General features: G+C 65.4%; 13 protein-coding genes. 10 read left to right on the top strand and 3 right to left on the bottom strand.

The window, feature by feature from the left end; all coding sequences use genetic code 11:
* Position 1: 1 nt before the first annotated feature.
* A complete protein-coding gene (locus tag ACKI1H_RS01400) occupies positions 2-649 on the bottom strand; it encodes a nicotinamidase (protein ID WP_440467463.1) in 648 nt (215 codons plus the stop codon).
* 169 nt (positions 650-818) lie between these two features.
* Here ACKI1H_RS01400 and ACKI1H_RS01395 point away from each other — a divergent pair, with 169 nt between their 5' ends.
* Positions 819-1511, top strand: coding sequence for an NrtR DNA-binding winged helix domain-containing protein (locus ACKI1H_RS01395; protein ID WP_440467462.1), 693 nt, complete (start codon positions 819-821; stop codon positions 1509-1511).
* Between the two features lie 190 nt (positions 1512-1701).
* On the opposite strand, the gene ACKI1H_RS01390 is transcribed toward ACKI1H_RS01395, so the two are convergent.
* A complete protein-coding gene (locus tag ACKI1H_RS01390; protein WP_138524189.1) occupies positions 1702-2595 on the bottom strand; it encodes a LysR family transcriptional regulator in 894 nt (297 codons plus the stop codon).
* A gap of 120 nt (positions 2596-2715) precedes the next feature.
* Between ACKI1H_RS01390 and amaB the strand changes: the two genes are divergently transcribed.
* The 9 genes from amaB to ACKI1H_RS01345 all read left to right on the top strand — a co-directional run bounded on the left by amaB (position 2716) and on the right by ACKI1H_RS01345 (position 13507).
* Entirely contained in the window at positions 2716-4206 is a 1491-nt protein-coding gene (amaB, locus tag ACKI1H_RS01385) for an L-piperidine-6-carboxylate dehydrogenase (protein ID WP_440467461.1), read from the top strand.
* Between the two features lie 185 nt (positions 4207-4391).
* Positions 4392-5675 (top strand): L-pipecolate oxidase, encoded by a 1284-nt coding sequence (gene amaA, locus ACKI1H_RS01380; RefSeq protein ID WP_440467460.1) that lies wholly within the window; start codon positions 4392-4394, stop codon positions 5673-5675.
* A gap of 412 nt (positions 5676-6087) precedes the next feature.
* Complete coding sequence (locus ACKI1H_RS01375) at positions 6088-7224, top strand: branched-chain amino acid ABC transporter substrate-binding protein (protein ID WP_440467459.1); 1137 nt, start codon at positions 6088-6090, stop codon at positions 7222-7224.
* A 137-nt stretch (positions 7225-7361) separates the two neighbouring features.
* A complete protein-coding gene (locus ACKI1H_RS01370; RefSeq protein ID WP_081515564.1) occupies positions 7362-8276 on the top strand; it encodes an ABC transporter permease subunit in 915 nt (304 codons plus the stop codon).
* A gap of 2 nt (positions 8277-8278) precedes the next feature.
* Positions 8279-9583, top strand: a complete 1305-nt coding sequence (gene livM / locus ACKI1H_RS01365) for a high-affinity branched-chain amino acid ABC transporter permease LivM (protein ID WP_440467458.1) — start codon at positions 8279-8281, stop codon at positions 9581-9583.
* Positions 9580-10455, top strand: a complete 876-nt coding sequence (locus ACKI1H_RS01360) for an ABC transporter ATP-binding protein (protein WP_138524199.1) — start codon at positions 9580-9582, stop codon at positions 10453-10455. Before livM ends, ACKI1H_RS01360 begins: the two co-directional genes overlap by 4 nt.
* Positions 10452-11168: an ABC transporter ATP-binding protein gene (locus ACKI1H_RS01355; protein WP_045216300.1), complete on the top strand. Its 717-nt coding sequence runs from the start codon at positions 10452-10454 to the stop codon at positions 11166-11168. The genes ACKI1H_RS01360 and ACKI1H_RS01355 overlap by 4 nt, the downstream gene beginning before the upstream one ends.
* 136 nt (positions 11169-11304) lie before the next feature.
* Complete coding sequence (locus ACKI1H_RS01350; RefSeq protein WP_440467457.1) at positions 11305-12228, top strand: ornithine cyclodeaminase family protein; 924 nt, start codon at positions 11305-11307, stop codon at positions 12226-12228.
* A 514-nt stretch (positions 12229-12742) separates the two neighbouring features.
* On the top strand, positions 12743-13507 hold the full coding sequence (locus ACKI1H_RS01345) for an SDR family oxidoreductase (RefSeq protein ID WP_440467456.1): 765 nt from the start codon (positions 12743-12745) through the stop codon (positions 13505-13507).
* 290 nt (positions 13508-13797) lie between these two features.
* Here ACKI1H_RS01345 and ACKI1H_RS01340 read toward each other — a convergent pair whose 3' ends face one another.
* Complete coding sequence (locus tag ACKI1H_RS01340) at positions 13798-14370, bottom strand: HupE/UreJ family protein (protein WP_440467455.1); 573 nt, start codon at positions 14368-14370, stop codon at positions 13798-13800.
* Positions 14371-14382 lie beyond the last annotated feature (12 nt).

Below are 14382 nucleotides of genomic sequence, written 5' to 3'. Positions count from 1 at the left end.
ATCAATTCTCCCTGATGCCCATGAGGGCCTCGTCCAGCTCGTTCTCGTCCGTGCAGAGGATGACCCCGGCGCTGCGCATTTCGTTGCAGGCCACCTTCGCGGTTTCCTCTGCGATGGCGCGGCAGGCCGGCAGGTACAGCAGCACCTGGAAGCCGGCGCGGCGCAGTTGCAGCGCGGTGGTCTTCACGCAGTAGTCCAGCGCCAGGCCGCCCACCAGTACGTGGCTGACCGCGTTCTGCCGCAGATATTCGATCACCCCGGTGCTGCGCCGTTCCGCCAGGTCGTGGTAGCACGCACCGTAGGGGTGCAGGTTCGGTTCGACGCCCTTCCAGATGAAGAAGTCGTAGTCCATCGGTTCAGGCAATTCGTCCAGCAGCTCGAAGCCCGGCGTACCGGGCACGCAGTGACTGACCCAGGTGAGGTCGGCATTGGGCAGGCTGAGCGGCTGCAGCATCTGTGCCGGTTCGCTCACCACCCAGGGCGCTTGCGGGCTGTGGGCGTCCTTGCTGCCCAGGCGCAGGCTGGCGCGTTCGGCCATGAGGTTGAGGGCGCCGCCGATGGCGTCACCGCCGGGCACCGGCAGTTCATCGGGGCAGAGCGGGGTGAAGCCTTTCTGGGCGTCTACATCGAAGCTGGCGATCAGGTTCATGGAAGCCTCCGCTTGACCGTTGGTGGTCTGTCGTGGCTACATAATTCACGACATGAAATAAGTCGTCAAGCAGAAAGGCTAAAAATGATTGGAGGTGGAAGATGCTTTCTGTACATGGTGAAATAAGTCACGGGACTTCTTCCAATGAAGGAGCATTCGAGGAGCGTCGATGAATAGCGCTGAAGTGCTGGCCACCGTGGACATCGTGGCGCTGCGCCTGAACCCCGAGCGCGGGTTGGAGCTGCTGCTGATCCGTCGCGCCCAGGCGCCATTCGAAGGCCAGTGGGCGCTGCCTGGTGTGCTGATCAATGGCCGCTGCGCCGACCATGGCCTGGACGATGCCGCCCTGCGCGCATTGCGCGAGAAGGCGCGGGTGCAGCCGGCCTACATGGAGCAGGTGGCCACGGTGGGCAACGCCGTGCGCGACCCGCGTGGTTGGTCACTGAGCGTGTTCTACCTCGTGCTGGTGGCGCCTGACACCGAGCTGGCCGCCGACGATCTGGATTTCGTGCCGCTGGATGCCGTGCGCGGCGAGCGCTTTGCCTTGCCCTTCGACCACACCCAGCTGGTGCAGCAGGCCTGCGAGCGGTTGGCGGGCAAGTCGGTGTACAGCGCGTTGCCGCTGCATCTGCTGCCGGAACGCTTCACCGTGGCGGAGGCGCTGAAGGCCTTCGAGTGGTCCATCGGCGAGGAAATCCAGCACTCCAGCCTGCGGGGAAGGCTGGAGCGGATGAAGACGGCGGGCTGGGTGGAAGACACGGGTGAACGGCACCAGCCGCCGATGGGGCGGCCGCAGCATGTCCTGCGCTTTACGCCACAGGGGGATGGGGCGTTTGTGTTTGATAGGAGTTTGCTGGTTTAGGTGTTTTCGGGGTAGTGCGGAGTTGGGATTCCCCTCTCCCCAGCCCTCTCCCTGAAGGGAGAGGGAGCCGTTCGGCTTGCGTGGATAGCGGAAAGTCAGCCGGCGAGCTTTGAACGGTCCGAATGCACGGACAGTCCCCTCTCCCTTCAGGGAGAGGGTTAGGGAGAGGGGGCTCGCCGTCGCACAGAAACTACCCCTCCATCCGCTCCCCAATCCATTCCACGAACGCCCTGACCTTGGGCACCGCCGCCGCATGCTCGGGGTACGCCAGGTAATAGCCGCTGCGGCTTTCCAGCCCGTGCTCCCAGGCGATCACCAGCTTGCCCTCGCTCAGTTCCTCTTCCACCAGAAAGCGTGGCAGCAGCGCCACGCCGCAGCCGGCCTGGGCGGCGCGAATGCACATGTAGAAGGTATCGAAGCGCGGCCCGTGGTAGCTGTGCTCGCTGTGCTGGCCGAGGCTCAGGAACCATTCGTGCCAGGCTTCCTGGCGCGTGGCGTTCTGCAGCAGGACCAGGTCGGCCAGTTGCGTCGGCTTGGTCAGCGGTTGCGCCGGCAGGATCGCCGGTGAACAGACCGGCACCATTTCTTCGCCGAATAGCGCCACACACTCCGCGCCGGGCAAGGTGGCGGCGCCGAAGAAGAAGGCGATATCGCAGCGCGACTGCAGCAGGTCGCCCGGTTCCAGTTCCTGGCGCAGGTCCAGGTGGATGTTCGGGTGGCGATGGCGCCAGCCGTTCAGCCGCGGGATCAGCCAGCGCGCGCCGAAGGTCGGCGGCGTCGCCACGCGCAGCACTTCGGTCTCGCCACCATAGGACAGCAGATAGTGGGTGGACATCTCCACCTGCGTGAGGATCTTGCGCACCTCCACCAGGTACAGGTCGCCCGCCGGAGTCAGTTGCAGGCGCCGGCGTACGCGGCGGAACAGCAGGTGCTGGAGCATCTCCTCCAGCTGCGCCACCTGCTTGCTGACCGCACTCTGGGTCAGGTTCAGCTCTTCGGAAGCACGGGTGAAACTCAGGTGCCGCGCCACCGCTTCGAAGCATTGCAGGGCGGTCATGGACGGCAGGTGGCGTTTGCTCAGCATGGCGGGCAGTTCATGAATTTACGGAATGATGTGCATAGGAAACGTCGTTTGTTGTGCCCAGGCAAGCCAGTTATTACTTCCGGCATTCCATAAGGTCATCTGAAACGAACTGGAGTCCGCATGATTTCCGCACTGCTCGAATCCCTTGGCGTCGACGCACGCCTGGTCACCGGTGGCGATCAGGTCATCCACTCTCCCATCGACGGCAGCCGCCTGGGCGCCGTCCGCCTGGAAAGCGCCGCCGAGGTGGAGCAGAAGATCGGCCGCGCCACCCACGCCTTCGACGCCTGGCGCAAGGTGCCGGCGCCGCGCCGTGGCGAACTGGTGCGGCTATTCGGCGAAGAGCTGCGGGCGAGCAAGGCGGCGCTGGGCGAGCTGGTGTCCTGGGAGGCCGGCAAGATCACCCAGGAAGGCCAGGGCGAAGTGCAGGAGATGATCGACATCTGCGACTTCGCGGTCGGCCTGTCGCGCCAGCTCTATGGCCTGACCATCGCTTCCGAGCGCCCCGGCCACCACATGCGCGAGACCTGGCACCCGCTGGGTGTGGTCGGCGTCATCAGCGCCTTCAACTTCCCGGTTGCCGTCTGGTCGTGGAACACCGCGCTGGCGCTGGTCTGCGGCAACTCGGTGGTGTGGAAGCCGTCGGAGAAGACCCCGCTCACCGCACTGGCCTGCCAGGCACTGTTCGAGCGTGCACTGAAGAAATTCGGCGATGCGCCGGAGTACCTGAGCCAGGTGGTGATCGGCGATCGCAGTGCTGGCGAAGCGCTGGTGGACGACGTGCGCGTCGCCCTGGTCAGCGCTACCGGCAGCACCCGCATGGGCCGCGAAGTCGGCCCTCGCGTGGCGGCCCGTTTCGGTCGCAGCATCCTCGAACTGGGTGGCAACAATGCGATGGTCCTGGCGCCCAGTGCCGACCTCGACATGGCCGTGCGCGCCGTGCTGTTCAGCGCCGTCGGCACCGCTGGCCAGCGCTGCACTACTTTGCGCCGGTTGATCGCCCACGAGTCGGTGAAGGACGAGTTCGTCAGTCGCCTGAAGACGGCTTATTCCAAGGTGCGCATCGGTCATCCGCTGGAAGGCAACCTGGTCGGTCCGCTGATTGACGAGCGCAGCTTCCTGGCCATGCAGGGAGCGCTGGAGCAGGCGCGTGGCGAGGGCGGCGTGGTGTTCGGCGGCGAGCGCCAACTGGCCGAGCAGTTCCCCGAGGCCTATTACGTGTCGCCGGCCATTGTCGAGATGCCCGAGCAGAGCGATGTGGTGCGCAGCGAGACCTTCGCACCGATCCTCTACGTGGTGCCCTACAAGGACTTCAACGACGCGGTGGCGCTGAACAATGGCGTGCCGCAGGGCCTGTCGTCGTGCATCTTCACCACCGACCTGCGCGAGGCCGAGGCTTTCATCTCGGCGGTGGGCAGCGACTGCGGCATCGCCAACGTCAACATCGGCCCCAGCGGTGCGGAGATTGGTGGCGCCTTCGGTGGCGAGAAGGAAACCGGCGGCGGCCGCGAGTCCGGCTCCGACGCCTGGAAGGGCTACATGCGCCGGCAGACCAACACCGTGAACTACTCGCGGGAACTGCCGCTGGCCCAGGGCATAGTCTTCGATTGATGGCACCGATCTGCTCTTCGTAGGAGCGAGCTTGCTCGCGAACAGGGCCCAGGTGAACTGTGGCGTCATGCGGTTCGCGAGCAAGGACTAGGCGTCCCCCTCGGTCCTACACAAAAACGCCCGGCCCACGAAGTGGGCCTGCAAGACAGAGTCATTCACAAAGGTTCGCGTAGAAGGATCGCTGGATGTCGCTTCGCCAAGAGTGTCTGTGGGAATACCTGACGCCCGACCGCCCGGAAGCTCCGGAGCTACGTGGGGATCGCAAGGTCGATGTGTGCGTCATCGGCGCGGGCTTCACGGGCCTGTCCGCCGCGCTGCACCTGCTGGAACGGGACCAGACAGTCTGCGTGCTGGAGGCCCACACCACCGGGCACGGCGGCTCAGGGCGTAATGTCGGGCTGGTCAATGCCGGCCTGTGGATTCCCCCGGACGAGATCGAAGCGGGCATGGGCGCGGAGGTCGGCCAGCGGGTCAACCGCATGCTCGGCAACGCTCCCTCGCTGGTGTTCTCCTTGATCGACCACTACGGCATCGACTGCCAGGCGCGCCGCGAAGGCACGCTGCACATGGCGCACAACGCCCGTGGTCTGGCCGACCTGCGCAGCCGCTGCGAGCAGTGGAGCCGCCGTGGTGCCCCGGTGGAGTTGCTCACCGGCACCGACTGCGAGCAGGCCTGTGGCACCGACAAGATTGCGGGCGCGCTGCTGGACCGTCGTGCTGGCACGCTCAACCCCATGGCTTACGTCAGCGGCCTCGCCCGCGCAGTGGTCGGCCTGGGCGGCGAGCTGTACCACCATTCCCCGGTGGTCGGCCTGGTGCGCATGGGCAGCGCATGGAACGTGATAACCGCCGGTGGCGTAGTGACCGCCGACAAGGTGGTGATCGCCTCCAGCGCCTACACCGAGGGCGAGTGGACGCAATTGCGCCGCACCTTCTTCCCTGGCTACTACTACCAGGTCGCCTCCCGCCCGCTGGAGGGCGCCGAGGCCGCGCGCATCCTGCCGGGCGGGCAGGGCTCCTGGGATACCCGCCAGGTGCTCAGCAGCATCCGCCGCGATGCCGATGGCCGCCTGCTGCTCGGCAGCCTGGGCAAGGGCACCGGCAAGCCGGCGTGGTTCCTCAAGAGCTGGGCGGACCGCATCCAGCAGCACTACTTCCCGAAGCTGGGCAAGGTGGACTGGGAGTTCACCTGGACCGGTTGCATCGACTTCACCCCCGACCACCTCATGCGCCTGTTCGAGCCGGCGCCGGGGCTGGTCGCCATGAGCGGCTACAACGGTCGTGGCGTCACCACCGGCACGGTGGTGGGCAAGGCCTTTGCCGACTTCCTGCTGGACGGTGACGCCAGCGCCTTGCCGATGCCGCTCAGGCCCATGGAGGAAATCTCCGCCGTGGGCCTGCGCAGCTGTCTGTACGAAGCCGGCTTCTCCCTCTACCACGCCGGGCAATGCCTGCGGGTGGTGATCTGAGATCGTGCAGAGCGGGGCGGGCACCGCCCCGGTTTGACCCACCCACGCTCGCTGCACTTTCGTCTAGCCTCTTATGGTGCGTTACCCCGACGGGTCTGCACCGCGGATGTGCAGTTCGGTGACAGCGATGGTTACGGTTGGGGTTGCGCCTGTGGTGGCTGGAAAAAGCCAGCTCACGGGAAGACTGGTTGCACCCTTTTGCCTGCTTGGTTGCACCTTTTGCTTTCAGTGGGTTGCACGTGTCTAGCACTTGATGTCTGCCAGCTCGGGCTGTTTTCGCTGTAGGACTTGGTTAATAACAAAAACGAATGGCACGCCGCTTGCTGTCGATAACTCGCTGAATCGCTTAAACGAGAAATCGCCAACAAGACCTACAACGCGCCATTACAAAAACCCTCAGGAGCAAAACTCCATGTCGCAGAAGATTTTCAGAAAAGGCTTTCTGGCTCTGGCGGTCACCACCGCACTGGGCATGTCTTCCGTAGTACAGGCCGATGTCGTTATCGGGGTCGCAGGACCGCATACCGGGGCCAACGCCTCGTTCGGGGAACAGTACTGGCGTGGGGCTAGCCAGGCCGCGGAAGACATCAACGCCGCCGGTGGTATCAATGGCGAGAAGATCAAACTGGTGAAGGCGGACGACGCCTGCGAACCGAAACAGGCCGTGGCCGTGGCCAACCGCCTGGTCGACCAGGACAAGGCGGTCGCCGTGGTCGGCCACTTCTGCTCCTCCTCCACCATCCCCGCCTCGGAGGTCTACGACGAGGCCGGCGTCATCGCCATCACCCCCGGCTCCACCAACCCGCAGGTCACCGAGCGCGGCCTCTCCGGCATGTTCCGCATGTGCGGCCGTGACGACCAGCAGGGCGTGGTCGCCGGCGATTACATCGTCGACGTGCTGAAGGCCAAGAAAGTCGCGGTGATCCACGACAAGGACACCTACGGCCAGGGCCTGGCGGATGCCACCCGTGCGCAGTTGAACAAGCGCGGCGTGAAGGAAGTGCTGTACGAAGGTCTGACCCGTGGCGAGAAGGACTTCAACGCCCTGGTCACCAAGATCCGCGCCTCGGGCGCAGAGGTCGTCTACTTCGGCGGCCTGCACCCGGAAGCCGGCCCGCTGGTCCGTCAGATGCGCGAACAGGGCCTGACCGCCAAGTTCATGTCCGATGACGGCATCGTTACCGACGAACTGGTCACCACTGCTGGCGGCCCGCAATACGTCAAGGGCGTGCTGATGACCTTCGGCGCCGACCCGCGCCTGATCCCGGACGGCAAGGCCGTGGTGGAAAAATTCCGCGCCAACGGCTTCGAGCCCGAGGGTTACACCCTCTACGCCTACTCTTCGGTGCAGGCCCTGGCCGCTGCCTTCAATGGCGCGGGCAAGACCGACCCGGCCAAGGCCAGCGCCTGGCTGAAGGCCAACCCGGTGCAGACCGTGATGGGCAAGAAGGAATGGGACAAGAAGGGCGACCTGAAAGTCTCCGACTACGTGGTCTACGAGTGGGACGACAAGGGCAAGTACCACCAGCTCGACGCAATGAAGAAGTAATCACCGCCTGACCGGCCGGCGCCGCTACCCGCGGCGCCGGCTTCCCCGCAGGTTGACGAAACGCGCGCAGCTGGTCACGAGCCGGTGATTGCGCGAGCCGTCCGCCTTTCCTGCCCAGCTTGCGCGAGTACTCAATCGTGGACGGTATCTTCCTCCAGCAAATGATCAACGGGCTGACCCTGGGGTCGGTCTACGGCCTGATCGCCATCGGCTACACGATGGTCTACGGCATCATCGGCATGATCAACTTCGCCCACGGCGAGGTGTACATGATCTCCGCCTACCTCTCCGCCGTCGGCCTGGCGCTGCTCGCCTTCTTCGGCCTGCAGTCGTTCCCGCTGCTGATCCTTGGCACGCTGGTCTTCACCATCTTCGTCACCGGCGTTTATGGCTGGGTGATCGAGCGCATCGCCTACAAGCCGCTGCGCAACTCCACGCGCCTGGCTCCGCTGATCTCCGCCATCGGCATGTCGCTGATCCTGCAGAACTACGTGCAGCTGGCCCAGGGGCCGCGCCAGCAAGGCGTGCCGACCCTGCTCGACGGTGCCTTCAAGTTCCACATCGGCGAAGGCTTCGTGCAGCTGACCTACACCAAGGTGTTCATCCTCATCGCCGCCTTCGTCGGCATGGCGGTGCTGACCTACGTGATCCAGTACACCAAGCTCGGGCGCATGTGCCGCGCCACCCAGCAGGACCGCAAGATGGCCTCGATCCTGGGGATCAACACCGACCGGGTGATCTCCTACGTGTTCATCATCGGCGCCGCCATGGCCGCGCTGGCCGGCGTGCTGATCACCATGAACTACGGCACCTTCGACTTCTACGCGGGCTTCATCATCGGCATCAAGGCGTTCACCGCCGCCGTGCTCGGCGGCATCGGCTCGCTGCCCGGCGCCATGCTCGGCGGGCTGATCCTGGGCGTGGCCGAGGCGCAGTTCTCGGGCATGGTGAACACCGACTTCAAGGACGTGTTCGCCTTCGGCCTGCTGGTGACCATCCTGATCTTCCGACCGCAAGGGCTCCTGGGTCGTCCCCAGGTATCGAAGGTGTAAGCATGACGTCCGCGACCCAGACTTCAGCCGCGCCGAACGCCGCGCGCATCGATATCAAGAAGAGCCTCGTCGACACCGTGCTCGCCGGGCTGATCGCCCTGATCGTGTTCGGTCCCATCGTCGGCATCGTGCTCGATGGCTACAGCTTCAAGCTCGAACCGGTCCGCCTCGCCTGGATGATCGGCGCGGTGATGCTCGGCCGGCTGCTGCTCAGCCTGTTCCTGCAGACCCCCGCCGGCTCCCGCGTGATGGACCGCTTCGAGACCTCCGACTCGGGCATCAGCGTCCTGCCGCCGGGCTACAAGACGCGCCTGCGCTGGATTGTCCCGCTGGTGATCCTTGCCGCAGTGATCTTCCCGTTCTTCGCCAGCAAGTACCTGCTCACCGTGATCATCCTCGGGCTGATCTACGTGCTGCTGGGCCTGGGCCTGAACATCGTGGTCGGTCTTGCCGGCCTGCTCGACCTCGGCTACGTGGCCTTCTACGCCATCGGCGCCTACGGTCTCGCGCTGGGCTACCAGTACCTGGGGCTGGGCTTCTGGACGGTGCTGCCGCTGGCGGCCATCGTCGCCGCGCTGGCAGGGGCGCTGCTGGGCTTCCCGGTGCTACGGATGCACGGTGACTACCTGGCCATCGTGACCCTGGGCTTCGGCGAGATCATCCGCCTGATCCTCAACAACTGGCTGTCCTTCACCGGCGGCCCGAACGGCATGCCGGTACCGGCGCCGACCTTCTTCGGCCTGGAGTTCGGTCGCCGGGCGAAGGACGGCGGCACGCCGATCCACGAGTTCCTCGGCATCGATTACAACCAGAACTTCAAGTTCCTGTTCATCTACGTGGTGCTCTTCCTCGTCGTGCTGCTGGTGCTCTACATCAAGCACCGGCTGACCCGCATGCCGGTCGGCCGCGCCTGGGAAGCGCTGCGCGAAGACGAGATCGCCTGCCGCGCCATGGGCCTGAACCACGTGCTGGTGAAGCTCTCGGCGTTCATGCTCGGCGCTTCTACGGCAGGGCTGGCCGGGGTGTTCTTCGCCAGCTACCAGGGTTTCGTCAACCCGTCGTCCTTCACCTTCTTCGAGTCGGCGCTGATCCTCGCCATCGTGGTGCTGGGCGGCATGGGCTCGACGGTGGGTGTGGTGATCGCCGCCTTCGTCCTCACCGTCGCGCCGGAACTGCTGCGCAGCTTCGCCGACTACCGCGTGCTGCTGTTCGGCATCCTCATGGTGCTGATGATGATCTGGCGCCCGCGCGGGCTGATCCGCATCAGCCGCTCGGGCTTCGCCGTACGCAAGGGGGTGGCACCATGAGCGGTGACAAGATCCTCAGCGTCGAGCACCTGATGATGCATTTCGGCGGCATCAAGGCGCTCAACGACGTCAACCTCGACGTGGAGCGCGGCTCCATCACCGCGCTGATCGGCCCCAACGGCGCCGGCAAGACCACCGTGTTCAACTGCCTCACCGGTTTCTACAAGGCCACCGGCGGCAACATCCTGCTCAACACCCAGGGTGGCACCACCGACGTCATCAAGGTGCTCGGCCAGCCGTTCCAGGGCGGCGACTTCGTCAACCCGGCGCAATTCGGCAACCGCCTCTACTACAAGATGTTCGGCGGTACCCACCTGGTGAACCGCGCCGGCCTGGCGCGTACCTTCCAGAACATCCGGCTGTTCCGCGAGATGTCGGTGGTGGAGAACCTGCTGGTGGCCCAGCACATGTTCGTCAACCGCAACCTCATCGCCGGCGTGCTCAACACTCCCGGCTACCGTCGAGCGGAAAGCGAAGCGCTGGACCACGCCTTCTACTGGCTGGAAGTGGTGGACCTGGTGGATTGCGCCAACCGCCTGGCCGGCGAGATGTCCTACGGGCAGCAGCGCCGCCTGGAGATCGCCCGCGCCATGTGCACCCGACCGGAGTTGATTTGCCTCGACGAACCGGCTGCCGGCCTCAACCCCGCGGAAACCCAGGCGCTGGCGCGCATCGTCCGCTACCTGCGCGACCACCACGGCATCACCGTGCTGCTGATCGAGCACGACATGGGCATGGTGATGAACATCTCCGACCACATCATCGTGCTCGACCACGGCGTGGTCATCGCCCGTGGCGCACCGGACGAGATCCGCCACAACGAGAAAGTGATCGCCGCCTATCTCGGCGCAGACGAAGAGGAGTTGGCATGACGGCGCCGATGTTGGAATTCCGTGAAGTCGATGTGTTCTACGGGCCGATCCAGGCGCTGAAGAAAGTCTCGCTGACCGTCAACGAAGGGGAGACCGTGGCGCTGATCGGCGCCAACGGCGCGGGCAAGTCGACGCTGCTGATGTCGATCTTCGGCCAGCCGCGCGCGGCTGGCGGCGCGATTCTCTACAAGGGCCAGGACATCCGCCACAAGTCGGCGCACTACGTGGCCTCCAACGGTATCGCGCAGTCGCCGGAAGGGCGTCGGGTATTCCCCGACATGACGGTGGAGGAGAACCTGCTGATGGGCACCATCCCCATCGGCATGGACCACGCCCAGGAAGACATGCAGCGCATGTTCGACCTCTTCCCGCGCCTGAAGGAGCGGCGCAACCAGCGCGCCATGACCATGTCCGGCGGTGAGCAGCAGATGCTCGCCATCGCCCGCGCGCTGATGAGCCGGCCCAAGCTGCTGCTGCTCGACGAGCCCTCGCTGGGTCTGGCGCCCATCGTGGTCAAGCAGATCTTCCAGACCCTGCGTGAGCTGGCGCAGAGCGGGATGACGCTGTTCCTCGTGGAGCAGAACGCCAACCATGCGCTGAAGCTGTCCGACCGTGGCTACGTGATGGTCAACGGCGAGATACGCCTGAGCGGAACCGGAGCGGAACTGCTGGGTAACCAGGAGGTTCGCAACGCGTATCTGGGCGGGCACTGATGCTCCGCTGAGAATGGGGCCGGGTTCGCTTCTGATCGACACGGGAGCCGCCGGTCGCCTCCCACCCTCTCCCTAACCCTCTCCCTTCAGGGAGAGGGCGGGGGAGAGGGGCTCTCAATCTGCGTACGAGGTCCCCATGCATGACCTTAAATTCCTCACCAACGCCGACGTTGCCCAGCGCCTGGGTTATCCCCAGTTGATCGAAGCCCTGCGCATCGGCCTTGCCAGCGAATGCGGAGCCCCGGTGCGCGGCTGCCACGAACTGCCTGACAACGCTTCGCTGCTGACCATGCCGGTGTGGCGGCCGGGGCAGGACATCGGTGTGAAGCTGGTGACCGTGTTCCCCGATAACAGCGCGAAGAACCTGCCGGCGGTGGCCGCGCTGTTCTGCCTGTTCGATGGCGAAACCGGCCACCCGCTGGCGATGCTTGAAGCTTCGGAAATGACTGCGCGGCGCACTGCCTGCACCTCTGCGCTGGCCGCCGATTACCTGGTGCGTCGCGACGCACGGCGGCTGCTGATCGTCGGCAGCGGCACCCTGGCACCGCACATGGTCCGCGCCCACTGCTCGGTGCGCGAGTACGAGGACATCGCTATCTGGGGGCGCCACGAGGACAAGGTGAATGCGCTGGTGAAGCAACTGCAGGACGAAGGCTATCCCGCTCACGCCTGCGTTGATCTGCGTGGTGCTGTGGCGGCAGCGGACTGCATCAGCTGTGTCACCACTTCCCGCGAGCCTATCGTTCACGGCGCCTGGCTGCGCTCGGGCTGCCACCTCGATCTGGTCGGTGCCTTTCTTCCCAGCATGCGCGAGACGGACAGCGAAGCCGTGCACCGTGCGCGCATCGTCGTCGACACCCGCGAAGGAGCGCTGGAAGAGGCGGGCGATCTGCTGATTCCCCTGGGCGAGGGTGTGATCGACGAGAGCGCCATCCACCACCAGCTGAGCGACCTGCTGCAAGGTCGTGGCGCCCGCAGGGACGATAGCGAGATCACCCTGTTCAAGTCCGTGGGTTATGCGCTGGAAGACCTGATCGCGGCGCGCTTGCTCGTGCAGTGAAGTTGTCCCGAGATTCTGTGGGCGGCGCTGTGGATAACATCTGGGCGAACCTTGCGAGACCGCGTGGCGACAGGCCCCGCCAGCGCCGCTCGATTTCTGTTCGATTGCCCTGCAACCCCTGTATGGATGGACAGTTACGGCTTCGCGGAAAAGTTCCGCAGTTCCGATAGTTGTCCCCGCCAGCCGTTGAAAGACTTGTGGATAAGCTTGGGAAGAACTTCTCCAGCGCAGCGGTGGCGCGGCCTGCAGCGAGGCGCTTGAAAATCGTCCAGCGGGAACCCTGATCCCGCTTGCCCACAGAATCCGTGGAGCAGCCTGTGGACAAGGTGGGTGCAACTCGCGGCAGGCCCGTAGCCATGGGGCTTTCAGGCGTCTGTTCGGGTTTTATCCAGCTTGGCTGTAACGCAACGCGGCGGGTTCAGGCTGTTATGCTCGGTCGACCGACAAGAACGCGCGCGGCACGATTGCCCGGCAGGTACCGGTGACGGCGGCGCCCAGCAAGAGGACTTCTGCGATGACCACTCCCACTCTGTTCATTACCGGCGCCACCTCCGGCTTCGGCGAGGCCTGTGCCCGGCGTTTCGCCCGTGATGGCTGGTCGCTGGTGATCACTGGCCGTCGCGAGGAGCGCCTCAACGCGCTGGCCCAGGAGCTTTCCACCGAGACCGACGTGCTGCCTCTGGTACTCGACGTGCGCGATCGTGCGGCGATGACCGCCGCCGTGGACGGTCTGCCGGAGAAGTTCGCCAAGCTGCGTGGCCTGATCAACAACGCCGGCCTCGCCCTGGGCACCGACCCGGCGCAGGAGTGCGAGCTGGATGACTGGGACACCATGGTGGACACCAACATCAAGGGCCTGATGTACGCCACCCGCCTGTTGCTGCCGCGCCTGATTGCTCACGGCCCCGGCGCGAGCATCCTCAACCTGGGCTCGGTCGCGGGCCACTGGCCCTATCCGGGCGGCCATGTGTACGGCGCCACCAAGGCCTTCGTCGAGCAGTTCTCGCTGAACCTGCGCTGCGACCTGCAGGGCACCGGCGTGCGCGTCACCAACCTGGAGCCGGGCATGTGCGAGAGCGAGTTCTCCCTGGTGCGCTTCGGCGGTGATCAGGCGAAGTACGACAAGACCTACGCCGGCGCCGAGCCGATCCAGTCCACCGACATCGCCGAGACCATCCACTGGATCATGAACCAGCCGCCGCACATCAACATCAATACCCTGGAAATCATGCCGGTGAGCCAGGCGTGGGCGGGGTTCTCGGTGCATCGCAAGGGCTGATTCCGTGCGGAGGTTTCCCCCTCACCCCAGCCCTCTCCCAGAGGGGGAGGGGGCCGTTCGTGCCAGCTGATGGCGTGGTTTCAACCTGCTCAGAGCGTTCCCGCTCCCTCCGGGAGAGAGGGCCGATCGTGCCGGCTGATGGCGTGGTTTCAATCTGCTCCAGACCGTCCCCTCTCCCTCCGGGAGAGGGCTAGGGTGAGGGGCTCTTGATCTTGTAGGAGCGAGCTTGCTCGCGAACCAGCCCCGCTGCGAGGCTGTTCGCGAGCAAGCTCGCTCCTACAGGTAAAGCATCAGCCGGCGAGCAGCCAGGCACCGGCGCCTGCCGAGGCCAGGCCGGCGAAACGCACCAGCGGCGCCGCGGCCTGCGGCAGCACGCGAACCAGACCGTAACCCGCCGTATGCAGCGCGGCAGTCGCGCCGACGAAGCCGGTGGCATACAGCCACGGGCTGCTCAGGTCCGGCAGCTCCAGCCCGTGGGCCACGCCGTGGGCGAGGGCGAACAGCGCCGTGATACCCATCGCCACTGCCAGCGGCGGACGCACCGCCAGCGCCACGCACAGACCCAGCGCCAGTACCGAAGCGGCGATGCCGGTCTCCATGAGCGGAATCTGCATCCCTTCGAAGCCAAGTAACCCACCGACCAGCATGACGCCGACGAAGGTGCAGGGCAGCGCCAGGCGTGCTGCGCCTTGCTGTTGGGCAGCCCAGAGGCCGACGGCAAGCATCGCCAGGAGATGGTCGAGGCCGGTGATGGGATGGGCGATGCCGGCGATCAGGCCGTGGTCGCCGTGGCCCGGATGAGCGAAGGCCACCGCCGGGGTGAGGAACAGCGCCAGGCTGTAGAGGGCTTTACGCAGGGTCATGGTCATTCCTTG

The organism is Pseudomonas sp. YH-1 (assembly GCF_051990045.1).
Classification (GTDB): Bacteria; Pseudomonadota; Gammaproteobacteria; order Pseudomonadales; family Pseudomonadaceae; genus Pseudomonas; species Pseudomonas nicosulfuronedens.
The sequence above is the reverse complement of the archived record's forward strand: the minus strand, read 5'-3'. Positions and strand labels throughout refer to the sequence as shown.